This is a genomic window from Priestia sp. YIM B13552, from assembly GCF_042787775.1.
Classification (GTDB): Bacteria; Bacillota; Bacilli; order Bacillales; family Bacillaceae_H; genus Priestia; species Priestia megaterium_E.
Window position 1 is genome coordinate 5,064 of the sequence record NZ_JBHZOU010000011.1, and the last position, 14,937, is coordinate 20,000.

Consider the following 14,937-nt stretch of genomic DNA (forward strand, 5'->3'; position numbering starts at 1 on the left):
TTTGTCTTTGCATTTATCTTTGCCATGATCTTTTTCGTGTTTGTCTTTGCATTTATCTTTGCCATAATCTTTTTCGTGTTTGTCTTTGCATTTATCTTTGCCATAATCTTTTTCGTGTTTGTCTTTATCATGGTTTTTTTCATCTTTATTTTTACGAAGGTCATACATGGCTTTTAAGCAGTGCTTACTTTCATCATTTTGATCATAATAAATTTTAGTCAAATGAATTCCCTACCTTTATTTAAAATTGGTGTTTCTATATATTCTATTTTTGAATAGAAAAATTGCTTGTACATTCGGAAAAAAGTGGCTTTTAAACTATTTTTAACTTAATCGTTAAAAATGATTGAGGAAGAACTGAGAAGAAATTAGTAAACAAAAGAAAATTTACGAGTTTAAAGATCAGGAAAAGATGAAGGGCAAAATTAAGAAGTTATAGATGAATAGTTCATTAAGCTCCCGCACGTTGCAGAAAAATGGCTTGAAAATCAATTTATTTATATATTCCCAACTCTTTACCCCAGGTTGAAATTTTTTCAAGATGGTAACTTAAGAGCTCACCTTCACGATTATCAGCAAGCCTTCTTAGTTGAGTATGAAGACCTCTTTCTAACGTTCGCTGGAGATAGGCCATTTTATAAAGAGTCATTGGATTTGTTTTAAAGGTAATTCCGTATTTTTTCATTTCATTTACATATATTTGTACACACTGAGTTCGTATTTTTTCTGCGTTTGGCTGCCAATCTTTTCTGAATCCCAACAATAGTTCTACTAATACAACCATGTCAAACCATACTGGAGAGTATTTGGCTGATTCCCAATCGATTAATTGAATATTCCATGGTGTATTTTGATTAACATTTTTGCTACATATATTTTGCATATGAAGATCGCCATGCGTAATAGACGATCCATTTTCAATTAATTCCGGAAAGAAATCGGGTCCTTTATTGTATACCTTGATTAATGATGGGTAATAAGGTTTTATTAGATGACTAGTGCGGTTGTCTTTCATTGCAGCATGCAGTAGATCAATTGTTTGATTCATATATTTGATCCTGTTTTTTTTCATAGAAGTATAAACGGGGAGCCAATCATTCCAAATAGTTTTGTCCTTTCTAAACCTGCCTTCGAAAGTTTGACCATGAAGTTTAGCTATACTAGGAATAATATATTGAAAATGAGATGGAAAGAAGGTCAATTGTCCACGTATTTGATTAACAAATTCCATGAATACCCACGTTTCGTTTTTGACCGTTTCTATGAGGTAAATGCGAGGCAAAAATTCTTTTAAAATTGGATAAGCTTTTTTATAGATATTGATCTCCACTTCATTTTTGTAGGCTGTTGAATTGTATACCTTAAAGATTATTGGATAATAGCCATCCTTTTTTTGAAGCAGTAATTTATATATACCACTTCGTTTTGTTGATTTTAAACACTTGATTTCTGAAGGAACGATTGTAACTTTCTCACTAATAGAATAAGAAAGTTTTTCAGCTATTTTTAAATCTTTAAGCAGATGAGGTAGAGTTTTAAGGTCATACACACTATTCATTCCTTTCTCTTGGGTTTCCAAGCATTAATTAGATGAGACCATGCGCTTCTGAAAAATGGCATTGGATCATTCCATGCAAATAATGCAAACTCTTTTTGTCCTTGTAATCCCTGGTAAAAATCCTTAAAAGTCATCTCTGAATTCTTTTTCTTTTGAAGAAAAGTAAGATAATATCTTACAAGGTAAATCCATTTAATACCGTCTATTTGATGTAACCTAGGTTCTGGATTTTGGTTAGTTAGATATAAATAATACATGTAGACAAAATCAACGCCTGAAGGGCCTGTGAGGCTATGAGTAAGCCAAAAACGAGGATTTATTTCAATGAATTTATAAATTCCATCTCTTGGGTCTTTCTTGAATTCAGCCATACCAATACCTTTGAGCTCTATTTCTTCAAAAAACGGAATGCATATATCGATAAGTTCAGGCACTCTTTTACTGACAATATGAGCACCTGTTCCAAATTCTGCAGGGAATTGATGATTTTTTTGTAAGGAAAATAACCCAAGTAAATTCATATTGTCATCATAGAAAGTAGCTACTTTATAAAAACACTGGTTATCTCCAGGAATTAGTTCTTGAATAATTAACTGTCCGCATTCCCTATAAAAAGGATATTTATTTCTTAACTCCTCGGGATTTTCAAATACAATTGCTTTTTTATTAACTTTTTTTCTGAATTCATGTCCAAGAACAGGTTTTAAAATACAAGGAAAATCAAGAGTTGAAATAGCATCTTCAAGTTCTTCTTTATTATCTATTACATATGTTCTCGGGCATGGAATATTATGCTTAATAGCGAGTTCATAAGTTTTGTTTTTATCAAGAACTTGTTCAATTAAAGAATCACCAGGAAATAAAAACAAGAAATATTTTAGCAATTCATCTCGATTTTTCGAGATGAATTGTACATAATCATCTGCTCCTGTATATAAGATAGGCTTAGAACCAACCTCCTTAGATAAATTAATTAAAAAATCTAATAGTTTTTTTTCTTCAGCTAAAGGACTAGGGCATATACCACAAGTAGCGAGACGTGATTTTCCTATTTTATATGGTTTTTTTGTGTCAAAAGCGTACACTTTTATCCCTTTTTTGGCTAAACTTCTAATAATGCCAACGCCATTGGCGCTAAGGTCAAGGATAACTGCAGGATGTTCATGTTTCATACCTTAATTCATCTCCCAAAAATCGGTGTACAAATGTTTTATTTTTCCTACCATACTGTCTATGGTTAAGTGTTTTTTAGCGAAATTTTTAGCATTTGTACTCATTTTATTTCGAGCTTCTTTATTCGTAATCAGAAATTTTAATGCATGAGCCAATTGTTCAGAATTTCCAGGTTCTAAAACAATCCCTGTTTTATTATTCTTTATGAGCTCAGGGATGCCGCCGCAATTTGTGGAAATTACGGCAGTTCCACTATGCATAGCTTCAATTATAGAAAGAGGTAAGCTATCGTTGATTGTGGGGAGTACAAAGATATCGGTTTTATTTAAGATTAAGGGTACGTCATCTCTAGATCCTAAGAATTTGACCATGGATAAACCTAGAGCCTTTTTCTGCCTTTCTAATGTTTCCCTCATTTGTCCATCACCAACAATTAACACTTCGATATTTGTGGTATATTTTTTAATGTATGATAACGCTTCAAATAAATGGGTGTGTCCTTTTCGCGGTCCAAGTCTAGCTACGCATGTAATAGTAAGCTTGTGTGAATGTGTTTCTTTTTCTTGCCTTGGACTCAGTGGATAATCAATACCTGTAATGACTGTAGTTATATTTCTATTTTTTGCACCTAATTTTATTAATGGTTCACGAAATGAATCACTAAGAACAATAATATGACTTGCATATTCTATCGCTTTACTTTCAAGTTCTTTAAAATATGCTTCTTCAACAGAATCGTTTTTAATTATGTTAAATTTTAGTCTGTTGAATGTAAACATACCATGAGGTGTATAAAATAAGGGTTTTCCGTAGGTTTCATTAAATCTTCCTAAGATATTTGCTGTAAATAAATCTTGAGCATGAAGGATATCGTATTTTTCTAAATCTATAGTTTCTAACATTTTTTCATATACATATATAAGTCTTTTATGATTTAAGATTCGATCGCTATAACTTCCATAGCGCTTTGTAAAGAAACTTTTTAAATTTGGCGTAACGCTTTCTCGAAACTTTTTTACTTTAGAAGTCGAGAATTGATTAGGAGAAATAATGTCTACTTTATGTCCTTGACTCTTTAAACCTTTACTTAGAGTAGTAATATAATTAGAAAGGCCTCCTACATGAGGATAGCTCCAAAATGTAGCAATTAAAATAGAAAATTTCTTTTTTGACCCTTTTGTGAAAGGGTTTCTTTTTTTAGGTTGTTCCGTTGAAATAACTTTTTTTGGAAAGTGTGATTTAAGTCCATAATAGTGGTCTAATCTTTCAACTATATAAGGGTAGGGGAAAGTAATTTCATTGTTCATTTCCAAACCCTCCGTATAATTTCGAAAGCTTCAGCATAAGGCACGCCAACGCTCATGCCCCGTAGCCTTCCTAAGTACTCAATGCCCTCATAAGAACGAGGATGAGGAAAATCTCTCATTTCAATATCATAATGTCTAAGAGCATTGAGTTTACACTCCATATGTGCTGTAACATCTACGAAATAATTTGGTTTGAATGTTTTATCAGGAGTGGAAGCATTCCATTCACTAGACGATACTGTTTCAAATGTAATTAACTCTATAGGCGAGGTATTAGGAAGAGGTCTAGCTGCAGTTAGTACCGCTTGAAAAGTAATTTGGTGATCTTTATTTAGATCACCGTAATGGTGTGTAAAGATTTTTACCGGTTTGTATTTTTGGATAAGCTGCTCAATTTCTTTCGTTAACTCGTGAAGAGGAATCATTTCTAGCTCTAAATTGACATGCTTAAGGAATATTACTTCATCAATGCCAATTTCTTTATTAGCAAGCCGGCCGAATTGCTGGATATGATGTGCTTCTTCCTTTCTTCCTAAAGCAGTAATTACTGAAATCACTTTATAACCTTCGTCTACCAACTTTTTTAAGGTTCCTGCAGTTCCTAATAGTTCGTCATCAGGATGAGCCCCAATTACTAGTATATAATTGCTCATATTCGTGCCTCCTATAGCTTCTTCTTCTATACTTGTACTATAAACAATATATGAATTTATCTAAATATTAGAAACCGTCATTGGCGGAGAATTGAAAATTAAGTAGTTACATGCTAGTTAATCATAAAAAATCTATACATCAATAATTTTATTATGTAAAGCAGTCAATAAGGGGATATAACCCTTACAGTAATGCTGAAATACCAATTTTTAGAATAATTTCTAAGTCATTTTTCGTCAACAATAATTAATATTAAAAGTTAATTAGAATTAAAAGAATTTATTTCATAGGAATAAGACCTGTTACCAGATGTTAACAGATCTTATTGATTTATTAGGGTTTATATTATTAATGTTTGGAACTTGATTTCCATAAATTTATAACCCTGATTTTTTTACAAGTATCGTTGCAATTGCTGTAGTCATCATGTTTCTCCTGCTTTTTACAAACCTCTTTGCAAGAACTATGCTCATCATGTTTTTCGTTCTTTTTGCAAGGTTTTTTATGAGCCTCTTCTGCATAATCCCAATCTTCTTTATATTTCATACTGATATCACCTCTCTCTCTTACTATAATATGTAAATGGAAGTAACAGGAGAGGGTGCCTGTCTTGGATTTCATCAAAAATTTTTTGCGAACTTTTATGTAAATAGATAACTATACAAGCACTTTAATTTTAAAGGAATATAATAATAAATGTGGAAAGGAGGAGGTTGGCTGTGGGGAAACCTTATTTTCATTATCGTAGTGATGATAGCGAAGATTATAGATTACCAGAAATAACTTTCTTTAAAAGATACAATCAAAAAAAGAGTCTGTTTCCTGATTTTGAAATAAATAACAATGACCAATTTATTTCATCTAATAGCGTAAAAAAAAGTCATTTTTTAATTGAAAAAGTATTGGAAGGTTCTTCGGAGGTATCATTAAGAAAAAAAGAGAACGTATTCATGGATTTTAAAAAGTATGCGGTAGTTGGTCAAGGAAAAGATGGAGTTATTTATCAAGTGACTTCTAATCGATGTGTAAAAGTATTTTTTAAGGAAGAAGTATATAAAAAGGAGTTAAAAGCCATACAAGTTGGGCAGTCGTCTTCTATTATTCCTCGTCTCTACGGTTATGGATCAAATTACATAGTCATGGAGTATATAGAAGGAATTTCCTTAGCAAAACATCTAAAGAAGAATAGGTATATAACGAAGTCTTTAGTTATGCAACTTATAAATCTCATTGATGAATTGAAAAAATTAAACTTTAGTAGACAAGATACGGAATTACGCCATATTCTAATGAATGAACAGGGAAATTTGAAAGTAATTGATCTTAAGAGAGCCTTTAGTTCTAATCGCCCTATTCCTGTTAAATTACTAACTGAATTGAAGAAATTAAAGTTATCAAAAGAATTTTTATCCTATGTTAAAGATATTTGTCCATCTCTTTATCAAAAATGGAGAAAATTTGATGAGAAGTAAATTTCCCAATCGGTAGTTAACATCATTAAGTGTAGCAACAATAAGCACATTAAAATAAAGTTATTGTTGCTACAGGTTGTAATATAAAATCATTGTTATGCCACCTCTTATAAAACATAAATATTAGTGGTATGTCTTATATTAGGCATCAGTTATTGTGTAAGGTGACTGATCACCGACTGGGAGGGTAGCAATAACAATATTGGTTGCCCCGTCAATTACAGATACTATACTATTTTCTTCGTTTGTAACGTGGATTTGGTTGTTACCTTTATTAATATCAATCACAGATGGCTGTTCCATTACAGGTACTATTCCGATAACAGTGTTTGTTCCTGCATCAATCACAGAAACAGTATGACTGTTTTTATTAGCTACATAAATTCGATTGTTAGATAAGTTAGTTCCTACGTCGTTAGGTTGGTCACCTACTGGAACTGTAGCCATTATTGTATTCGTTAATCCATCAATGACGGAAACTGTATTTTTAAACTTATTAGCGACATAAATCCGATTAATATAAGGATGAACATCTACGTTAATTGGATGGGTTTCTACAGGAATTGTAGCAACAACAATATTTGTTGAACCATCGATGACGGAAACTGTGTCACTACCTGCGTTGGTTATATAAACCCTATCCATATAAGGATTAATTCCTACACCTGATGGTTGCCCTCCTACTGGGATAATTCCAATAACTGTATTTGTGCCAGCATCAATGACGGAAACTGTATCGTCACCTTTATTAGTCACGTAAATTCTATTGGTAGATGAGTTACCATTTACGTTTACTGGCTGACGACCTACATTTATAGTCGTAATTAACTCATCTGTGACCCCATCAACAACAGAAACCGTATTATTGTCCTCGTTTGTTATATAAATTTGATTATTAGATGATTTTCCTTGTGAAGATGGAAAATCAACCGCAACATGTACAGCCTTCGCTTTTTTTCCCATTTTACTCAACTCTTTTCATAAATACTGTTAAGAAAATTGTTGAAAACATAAGGTACTTACCTTATGTACAAATATATGATGTTAAATTTATTTTATTATCTTAAATTTTTTTAAACTAGAGATCCATTTTATGATTAATACCTAATGGGAATCTTTTGTTAATTAAATTAAACTGTATGTTATTCATAAATATCGTGTATTTTTAAGTGATATTTAAAAATAGGTAGAGGAATTGTTTCCTTTTAAGGTAGCGTTGCATATGTTGTTATGAAATAAAACCTTATAAAAAGGAGCGATATATATGAGCGATTCACAAAAAAATCCGGAAATTGTGCCAAATAAGCTAATGGATTTATTAGTAAACGATGTTTTTTCTAAACATGGTATAGATAAAGAGCAAATCAAAGGAAGACTATCTGAAGAAAAAAAACAAATGCTGAAAGAAATGGTTGAAGATTTATCAAAACGAGTAGATGAATTTGTTCAGCAAACAAAGGATAATAATAAAAAAAGATAAACTGTAACACTTCCAAACGCCATTCAATAGGCGTTTTTGTTGTTTTTGAAAATGGTTGAACTCATTAGTCGATTGGCCCAATCCTATTGATTGGTATGCTCATATATTAATACATACCATGAAAAAGGAGTGTTAGTTATGTCATCTAAAAAGTATTATTCTTACGATGTAAAGAAAAAGTGCAAAAACAGACATAAAAAAGATGATTCTAAGAAGCATTGTAAAGATGGCTGTAAAGTAGATCACTATGAAAGTGAATCTACAGAGTACGAATACTATAATAGTCGTGAGAGTTTTGAAAGCCCTGAGTTTTTTGATGCAGAAGTAGTCCAAGATGCAGATCAACTTTCTTTAATTGATCAAGAATCGAATGAATTAATTTGGATTAAAGATTCTTGCGATATTATGGTCACTACAACAGATACTCAAGCTGCTATTGGTATTCAAGTAGCTATCCAAGTAGCTATTGCAGTAGTACTTCGTCTTACTATTGCTGATTCAGAACAAAACGATGGTATCCTTCAAGACTTATTGCAACTATCTGATATAGAGCAAACAAATAAGCAAAAAATTTATATTGAAAACTCTAAAGATGTAGAAATTACAACTACTGATACAGATGTTGCACTTAATGTCCAAGTACTATTACAGGTACTAGTTGCTATTATCGTGCTTATCGATGTTCTTTAATAAAAAACTAAAAGAGGTGAAAAAACATGACTGAAAGAAAATGGAGAGCATTAGATCATTGTGAAAATAAACGCTTTAGTGGTAAAGATGTTTGGCAAGAAGCAGATCAAATTGCTAAAGCAGAACAACAATCTTTTGAAAAAATTATTGTTAAAGATTCAGAAAACGTTAAAGTGCAATCTACAGATACTCAAGTCGCAGCTACTATTCAAGCTGCTTTACAGATAGCTATTGCAGTAGTAGTTCGTATTTCAATCGGCGATAATGAACAAGGAAATGCTGTTATTCAAGAGTTAAAGCAAGTTTCTAGCATTAAACAAAAAAATGCACAAAAAACAATTGTTGAAAATTCTACAAATGTTAGGGTTAAAACTACTGACACTGATGTAGCTGTAAACCTTCAATTATTACTCCAAGTATTACTTGCCATCTTAGTTTCACTAGATATTCTTTAAGATTTCTTTAATTACCTTCTGAGCGTAAAAAGCAGGGAGGTAATTAGAGAATGTCATTGTCTAGTTATTGAGACATTACGGTTCTAACCATGAATATATTTAGCTAAATTTATTCGGATTTTATTTTTAGAAAAAGAAAAAAGAAAATTCCCTTTCATGATGGAGGGGGATTTTCTTTTTTTTATCCATATTTTTATATTTACATCATATTTTATTAAGTATAAAATGTAAAAGTTTTTCAAAAGAAAAAATAAGGGATGAAGATAATGAAAAATATTCATGTAATTTTATTAAGTTACACTGATCAGAGCTTAAAGAGCGCACTAATGTCTCTCAATCATATTAAACAACGTGTATTAGATGTAACTATCCTTAGAGACGAGAATATATCCTCGTTTTCAAATTATAATGATATTATAAGAAAAATAAATTACATATCGATAAATGACAATGACTTAGGACTTACGCTCAATAAGCTTATCAGTAACCTATCTGGTCAATACATTTTCTTTCTTCATAATCAGATTCTAAATTCAAACGTTGCAAGTCTTAATTTAAACTTATCAAACGATCAAAAAGTCATTACTTATTCTCAAATTCTAAAGAATAAAACAATTAGACTACCTTTTTTTATTGAAAGGGATTTATTAAAAGATAACAAATTCTCGTCAAAATATGAATTACCATTTAAAGAAGCACTTTTACCTTCTTGGTTATTTAAAATTAATAAATCCTATATAAACCATACAAATCGAAAGATTTTTAGCGAAATAAATAAGCATAAAACTACTAATATGGTACAAAAATTTGATTTTGTGGAAAGATACAACTCACCATCAAAAAAAAATACAGATAACTGTCCTACTATTTCTGTAATGATTTCTAATTATAATATGGAGAGATACATAGGTTCAGCTTTGAATTCGTGTTTATTGCAACACCGTCAATTTAATCAAATCCTTGTTATTGATGATGGATCAAAGGATAATTCATGGGAGAAAATAAATGAGTTTTCAAAGTATTCTCATGTTAAAGCTCTTAAAAAAGATAATGGTGGAAAAGCCAAAGCGTTAAATCATTTATTACCATATATTAATACAGAATTTGTACTGGAGTTAGACGCAGATGACTGGTTAGATCCAGATGCTACGCTGATTGTAGGTGATATACTGAAGACACTAGATAAAGAAGTGAGTGTTCTGTATGGGAATTTAAGAATATGGAAGCAACCTAGTATAAATAATATAAGCTATAAATGTATTGCTAAAGGAAAACAAATAGGAAATAAAAGTGAATTAATTTCTTACCCATTTCCTCTGGGTCCAAGAATATATCGTACGGATCTTTTAAAAAGGAATAAGGGATTTCCGATTATCGAATTCGAAAATGGAAGGATGTATGAGGATGTTTTAGTACTAAATCATTTATTAAAAAAAGGAAATCTACTATATAGGGACTTTACTATTTACAATGTACGAGAACATAACTCAAGTATTACAAAAAAAAATCATCCCAATTGGAATGATTTTTTAAAGTATCTCGATTAATTAAGCAGCCTGAGGTAATCTAATAAAGTTAATAGATGGAATCGAAATTGTCAAATTAACACCAGGTCCATATCCAGAGCTTTGAATAATAGTGAGTAGTTCGCCTGAAACAGATAAAAGAATACCTTCAAATAAACTGTCATCAAGAGCAATTTCTACTTGTGAACCAATCCGTTTTGCTAATTCTGCTGATAAAGTACTTGCAAACATCTGTTAATCGCCTCCTTATAGTTCTGTCACTGTTTCAATTTGAGAAATTGCAACAAAAACTAATGATCCAGTGCTTTCTACTAATACCACGTAATCGTTCTGAACAGCCATTAATGTTCCTGTAAGTGTATCAAAAGGTGTGGAAATTTGTACTTGTTCGTTTAATAATGTTAACAAATATTCCGGTAAATTAGTTGGGGTAGATGGGGTAGAAGAGCCTCTTCCCGGAAGTGTTATAGGAAGTGATAAATCTAGATTTAATAAATCACGTCCTAACACGTCAAGGTTAAGACCTAATAGCTCAGTAGAATTTGGAGTAGTTTGAGATTGTGTTAATTGAAGTAATCTTCTTAACAGTTGTGTTCTAGCTTCACTTGAAAGTGCCAATAGTATCATCCTTTCCTCTCGTAAGACACAGTTTTTGAATTTATATATCTATATTCTTATAGTATGCTTATCCTATGAGGATGCGCTCGGCGTTTTAATCAATTTTTTTGGTAAACCTAAATATATTTAATTCGTTTTATCGCTAAATTTCTTTACAGTACTTATAATTAAATCTTGCTGTTCGAATGTCATTGCAGGGAACATTGGTAAAGCTAGAATACTCTCTGAAACTCTTTCTGTGATTGGAAAATCACCTTTTTGGTAATTTAGATATTGAAAAGCTTCTTGAAGGTGAAGTGGGATGGGGTAATAGATAGCGGAGGAAATATGATTTTTTTGTAAAAACTGAGATAATGCATCTCGATTTTCTAATTCAATACAGTATTGATGAAAAGTATGCACTCGAGCTCCTAAAACAGTAGGTGTTTTTACTAAACTGCTTAATTTTTCTGTATATCTTTTTGCAATTTCATATCTTTGGTGTAAAAAAATGTCCAGATACTTAAGTTTAACAAGGAGAATAGCTGCTTGAAATTCGTCAAGTCTTGTATTCATTCCAATCATGGAGTGTACATATCTAACTTTACTTCCATGATTCCGTAGCATCATGAGCTTATCATAAAGATTTTTATTGTTAGTTACTATCATTCCTGCATCGCCATAGGCACCCAGATTTTTTGATGGAAAGAAGGAGAAACAGCCTATATCACCAATCCCTCCAACTCTTTTGCCATTGTACTCTGTTCCAATAGATTGGCATGCATCTTCGATTATTTTTAAATCAAATTCTCTTGCAATTTCTTTTATCTCGTTCATTTTGGCGGATTGTCCATATAAATGAACAACGATAATAGCTTTAGTACTTGGCGAAATTTTTTCTTTTATTTTTGAAGGATCTATATTGTATGACTCTTCTTCTATATCTACAAATACTGGTTTGGCTCCTACTTGAGCAATTACCTCGGATGTAGCAAAAAAGGTAAACGGAGTTGTAATTACTTCATCACCAGGTCCTATATTTAAAGCCTTAAGAGATAGAAATAGAGCGTCTGTTCCATTACCTACACCAACAGCATACTTTGTATTTGTATAATCAGCTATTTGATTTTCAAGTTCTTTTCCTTTCTTTCCTAAAATATATTCTCCGCTTTCTAGAACCTCTTTTATTGCTTCTAAGATAGGTTCTCTTAGTATATCTAATTCTTGTTTTAAATCCACCATTGGAATCATAAAAGAATCAATCCTTTTAGTATTTTTTATAAAATTCTAACATCTAACTATTTACCAATTCCCTCATATTTAATTCCTAATTTCACTATTTCTTCTTTATTTAAAGCATTTCTTCCATCTAATACTATCTTACAATTATTAAATACTTCAAAATCTAGGTTTTCATATTCTTTGTGAAAGGCTTGAAGGATAACAATATCAATTTTCGAAGTTAATGTATCGTTTAATTCTAAAGGTGTAACATTATGAGTAGAAATTTCATTATCAGTAAATAATGGATCATTTAAAAATATATTTGCATGTTTTTTCTTTAGATGTTCCATTAGTAAAAGTGTGGAAGATTTTGTTGTTTCCTTTACATTCTCTCTAAAAGCTAGGCCTAGAATAAGAACATTTTGATTTTGAAGAGATCCAATAGTGGTCTCAATTTTTTCAACTGCATAGCTTGCCATTGTATCATTAACCTCTCTAGACAATTGGATTAAACCATTTTTTAACCCTCTATTTATAAAGAAATATGGATAGATTGGAATACAATGTCCTCCTACTCCTATTCCGGGATAATGTATATTTGAAAAAGGTTGACTATTGCTGGCTTTTATAACTTCTAGCATATTTACTCCCTTAGAATCAGCAAACATCGCCAGTTCATTCGCTAAAGCGATATTTACGTCACGATATACACATTCTGCAACCTTAGAGAATTCTGCTGTTTCCAAAGAGCTTACTTTTATTAATTCGCAATCTAAGGATTTTTGATAAAATTCAGATGCTAATTCAAGACTTTTTTCATTTAAAGCTCCCAACACTTTTGGATAGTTGCTTAAATCTTCTATAATCCGGTTAGAATAAACTCTTTCTGGACTATAAGCTAAATAAAAATCATCTCCCATTTTTAGGCCTGAAGTTTCTTCAATCTTTTTACCAAACCTATTTCTTGTATCACCAGTAGGTAGTGTTGTTTCAAAAATGACCAACGTACCTTTTTTTATACTTTTAGCAATATTCTCAACAGCTAGGTCAATAAAAGTGTAATCAACTTCATTTTGGTTGGTAATCAATACGGGAACGATTACTATAACTACTTCGGATTTATTAACGGCTTCAGAAGTATCTAAAGTGGCCATCAATGTTTGGTTGCTGAAAGCATTTTGTACCAATTGTTCTAAACCTGGCTCATTCTTTACATGAGATATTCCCTTATTTACTGAGTCAACTACTTTCTTATTAATATCTACTCCAAAAACATTAAAACCGTTATTAGCAAAAACTGCTGCTAAAGTTAGTCCAATTTTACCTAAACCAACGACGGTAACATTTTTTTGCTTTGTATTTCTATCATTCATTTTTTACAACTCCATTATATTTAATTTGTAAAAAGTTCCCCTCATAATTTATGTTTTAAATCGGGAAAATGATTGGGTTATTAGTAGAAAAATAAAATTAACTTAACTTAACTTTTAAAATTATTATATATCTTGAACAGTCTCCGCTCCATTTCTCCCCAATTGTATACATCTTTCATTATTTTCCGAGCATTAATACTCATTTCCTCCAATTTGCTTTTATTTCTCGATAAGAAGATAATGGCATTTGCATAGTCTTTGGAGCTTGCGTGCATTTTATTTATCACATAACCGCATTGGTGATATTCAATAAACTTTTTCATATCATCACATCTATTAACTAATACTGGAACGCCGTTATTTAAATAACTGAAAAACTTATTTGGCATGGCAAAACGATGGTTCAGTGAATACTTTGCTTCTAAATCAATCCATCCTAAATCTATGTCGGAAAAGGTAAAGGGAAGCTTAGTGTAATCGACCCAACCTAAAATCTCAATTTTATCCTTCAAATGAGAGGGAATTAGTAGTTTATCTCTTTCAGTTTCCTTAGTGCCGCCAATGATTCTAAATCTAAAATCTATTTCTTTGTTACATAATTCTGTGATTTCAATTATTTTATTGAAATTCCCCTTAGTTTGATGAATGATTCCTTCGTAAACAGCTGAAAGTGTTTCATGTTTTCTTTGTTTGAGAGGCAAGATTGATGAAAGAGGAGGTGAATTGTAAATTATTTCAATAGGTAAATTAGGGGCGATTTTCTGATACCAAGCTTTTATAGACTCCGATACTGTAATTAAATAATTAACTTCTCTTAGCATACATTGGAGCATATCTATCATGGTTTTTGTTATTTTCCTGTTTGTAGTATTAGGGTCTGGATCTAACTCATGGCTATCGTAAATTAATTTTATATCTTTTGCTTTAGTGGCTTTTAAAGCTCTTTTAATTCCAATTCCTGAATATAAGGAAAAAAATTCATGAGCATGATAAACATCTGCTTCTTGTGCTATTCCAATCTTTGTTAATGGATCATCAAATCTATGATATGTCCCTGATTGGATATTGTAATTTAAGTTTTTTAAGTTTCGTTGGGGATAGAACTTTTCGTAAGTAATAACTTTAATTCCTTCATGAGTAAAAATGTCTGAATTAAAAGAATTTATAAACTTTTTTCCGCTTATATCAAATAAATATCCTTTAATTTTAGGTACAATCATAGTCACTTCATATCCTTGTCTTAGAAGACTCTTTGCCTCTTTTTGAAAAATTCTTGCGTCTAAAAAGGGATGTTCCTGAATTAAAAAACAAACCTTCATAAATCAATCCCCCTCTATATGGATGCTATAAGTTTTATTTAATCCTTTTTTTAAACAAAATTGCTTCTGAATAAGAAATTTAAGAACACCTTCATAAATAGCTAAGATA

General features: G+C 31.2%; 16 protein-coding genes and 1 pseudogene. 5 read left to right on the forward strand and 12 right to left on the reverse strand.

What is annotated here, in order from left to right:
* The 6 genes and pseudogenes from ACFX40_RS25525 to ACFX40_RS25550 form a co-directional block, all read right to left on the reverse strand.
* Positions 1-222 (reverse strand): annotated as a pseudogene (locus tag ACFX40_RS25525) (hypothetical protein); the annotation flags it as partial.
* 271 nt (positions 223-493) lie between these two features.
* Complete coding sequence (locus ACFX40_RS25530; protein ID WP_377257148.1) at positions 494-1,549, reverse strand: protein kinase family protein; 1,056 nt, start codon at positions 1,547-1,549, stop codon at positions 494-496.
* A gap of 5 nt (positions 1,550-1,554) precedes the next feature.
* Positions 1,555-2,730, reverse strand: a complete 1,176-nt coding sequence (locus ACFX40_RS25535; protein ID WP_377257066.1) for a carboxylate--amine ligase — start codon at positions 2,728-2,730, stop codon at positions 1,555-1,557.
* Positions 2,731-2,733: 3 nt separating this feature from the next.
* Positions 2,734-4,038 (reverse strand): glycosyltransferase family 4 protein, encoded by a 1,305-nt coding sequence (locus tag ACFX40_RS25540; protein ID WP_377257068.1) that lies wholly within the window; start codon positions 4,036-4,038, stop codon positions 2,734-2,736.
* The gene (locus ACFX40_RS25545; protein WP_377257071.1) at positions 4,035-4,691 is read right to left on the reverse strand and encodes a PIG-L deacetylase family protein; all 657 of its coding nucleotides are present in this window, start codon (positions 4,689-4,691) and stop codon (positions 4,035-4,037) included. The genes ACFX40_RS25540 and ACFX40_RS25545 overlap by 4 nt, the downstream gene beginning before the upstream one ends.
* A gap of 349 nt (positions 4,692-5,040) precedes the next feature.
* On the reverse strand, positions 5,041-5,238 hold the full coding sequence (locus ACFX40_RS25550; protein ID WP_047749643.1) for a hypothetical protein: 198 nt from the start codon (positions 5,236-5,238) through the stop codon (positions 5,041-5,043).
* A 173-nt stretch (positions 5,239-5,411) separates the two neighbouring features.
* On the opposite strand from ACFX40_RS25550, the gene ACFX40_RS25555 reads away from it, so the two are divergent.
* A complete protein-coding gene (locus tag ACFX40_RS25555; RefSeq protein WP_377257074.1) occupies positions 5,412-6,164 on the forward strand; it encodes a hypothetical protein in 753 nt (250 codons plus the stop codon).
* Between the two features lie 141 nt (positions 6,165-6,305).
* Here ACFX40_RS25555 and ACFX40_RS25560 read toward each other — a convergent pair whose 3' ends face one another.
* The gene (locus ACFX40_RS25560; protein ID WP_043978846.1) at positions 6,306-7,127 is read right to left on the reverse strand and encodes a YVTN family beta-propeller repeat protein; all 822 of its coding nucleotides are present in this window, start codon (positions 7,125-7,127) and stop codon (positions 6,306-6,308) included.
* A gap of 301 nt (positions 7,128-7,428) precedes the next feature.
* Here ACFX40_RS25560 and ACFX40_RS25565 point away from each other — a divergent pair, with 301 nt between their 5' ends.
* The 4 genes from ACFX40_RS25565 (at position 7,429) to ACFX40_RS25580 (ending at position 10,336) form a co-directional block, all read left to right on the forward strand.
* Positions 7,429-7,644 carry a spore coat protein gene (locus ACFX40_RS25565; RefSeq protein ID WP_043978849.1) on the forward strand — a complete coding sequence of 72 codons (216 nt, stop codon included), beginning with the start codon at positions 7,429-7,431 and terminating at the stop codon, positions 7,642-7,644.
* Positions 7,645-7,782: 138 nt separating this feature from the next.
* The gene (locus tag ACFX40_RS25570; protein ID WP_047749644.1) at positions 7,783-8,334 is read left to right on the forward strand and encodes a spore coat protein; all 552 of its coding nucleotides are present in this window, start codon (positions 7,783-7,785) and stop codon (positions 8,332-8,334) included.
* 26 nt (positions 8,335-8,360) lie between these two features.
* Positions 8,361-8,789, forward strand: a complete 429-nt coding sequence (locus ACFX40_RS25575) for a spore coat protein (RefSeq protein WP_047749645.1) — start codon at positions 8,361-8,363, stop codon at positions 8,787-8,789.
* 266 nt (positions 8,790-9,055) lie between these two features.
* Positions 9,056-10,336 (forward strand): glycosyltransferase family 2 protein, encoded by a 1,281-nt coding sequence (locus tag ACFX40_RS25580; RefSeq protein ID WP_377257077.1) that lies wholly within the window; start codon positions 9,056-9,058, stop codon positions 10,334-10,336.
* On the opposite strand, the gene ACFX40_RS25585 is transcribed toward ACFX40_RS25580, so the two are convergent.
* From ACFX40_RS25585 to ACFX40_RS25605, 5 genes are all read right to left on the reverse strand, one after another.
* Positions 10,337-10,546: a hypothetical protein gene (locus tag ACFX40_RS25585; protein ID WP_162213336.1), complete on the reverse strand. Its 210-nt coding sequence runs from the start codon at positions 10,544-10,546 to the stop codon at positions 10,337-10,339.
* Between the two features lie 15 nt (positions 10,547-10,561).
* Positions 10,562-10,933, reverse strand: coding sequence for a DUF2642 domain-containing protein (locus ACFX40_RS25590; RefSeq protein WP_244658403.1), 372 nt, complete (start codon positions 10,931-10,933; stop codon positions 10,562-10,564).
* Positions 10,934-11,059: 126 nt separating this feature from the next.
* Positions 11,060-12,163: a DegT/DnrJ/EryC1/StrS family aminotransferase gene (locus ACFX40_RS25595; RefSeq protein WP_377257080.1), complete on the reverse strand. Its 1,104-nt coding sequence runs from the start codon at positions 12,161-12,163 to the stop codon at positions 11,060-11,062.
* Positions 12,164-12,210: 47 nt separating this feature from the next.
* A complete protein-coding gene (locus ACFX40_RS25600) occupies positions 12,211-13,509 on the reverse strand; it encodes a nucleotide sugar dehydrogenase (protein WP_377257083.1) in 1,299 nt (432 codons plus the stop codon).
* Positions 13,510-13,616: 107 nt separating this feature from the next.
* A complete protein-coding gene (locus ACFX40_RS25605; protein ID WP_377257086.1) occupies positions 13,617-14,828 on the reverse strand; it encodes a glycosyltransferase in 1,212 nt (403 codons plus the stop codon).
* Between the last annotated feature and the right edge of the window lie 109 nt (positions 14,829-14,937).

Excerpts from the sequence above, each read along its gene's own strand:
- ACFX40_RS25550 (WP_047749643.1), bottom strand. The coding sequence starts at position 5,238 with ATGAAATATAAAGAAGATTGGGATTATGCAGAAGAGGCTCATAAAAAA.
- ACFX40_RS25605 (WP_377257086.1), bottom strand. The coding sequence starts at position 14,828 with ATGAAGGTTTGTTTTTTAATTCAGGAACATCCCTTTTTAGACGCAAGA.
- ACFX40_RS25600 (WP_377257083.1), bottom strand. The coding sequence starts at position 13,509 with ATGAATGATAGAAATACAAAGCAAAAAAATGTTACCGTCGTTGGTTTA.
- ACFX40_RS25560 (WP_043978846.1), bottom strand. The coding sequence starts at position 7,127 with ATGGGAAAAAAAGCGAAGGCTGTACATGTTGCGGTTGATTTTCCATCT.
- ACFX40_RS25595 (WP_377257080.1), bottom strand. The coding sequence starts at position 12,163 with ATGATTCCAATGGTGGATTTAAAACAAGAATTAGATATACTAAGAGAA.
- ACFX40_RS25575 (WP_047749645.1), top strand. The coding sequence starts at position 8,361 with ATGACTGAAAGAAAATGGAGAGCATTAGATCATTGTGAAAATAAACGC.
- ACFX40_RS25540 (WP_377257068.1), bottom strand. The coding sequence starts at position 4,038 with ATGAACAATGAAATTACTTTCCCCTACCCTTATATAGTTGAAAGATTA.
- ACFX40_RS25565 (WP_043978849.1), top strand. The coding sequence starts at position 7,429 with ATGAGCGATTCACAAAAAAATCCGGAAATTGTGCCAAATAAGCTAATG.
- ACFX40_RS25570 (WP_047749644.1), top strand. The coding sequence starts at position 7,783 with ATGTCATCTAAAAAGTATTATTCTTACGATGTAAAGAAAAAGTGCAAA.
- ACFX40_RS25585 (WP_162213336.1), bottom strand. The coding sequence starts at position 10,546 with ATGTTTGCAAGTACTTTATCAGCAGAATTAGCAAAACGGATTGGTTCA.
- ACFX40_RS25545 (WP_377257071.1), bottom strand. The coding sequence starts at position 4,691 with ATGAGCAATTATATACTAGTAATTGGGGCTCATCCTGATGACGAACTA.
- ACFX40_RS25580 (WP_377257077.1), top strand. The coding sequence starts at position 9,056 with ATGAAAAATATTCATGTAATTTTATTAAGTTACACTGATCAGAGCTTA.
- ACFX40_RS25535 (WP_377257066.1), bottom strand. The coding sequence starts at position 2,730 with ATGAAACATGAACATCCTGCAGTTATCCTTGACCTTAGCGCCAATGGC.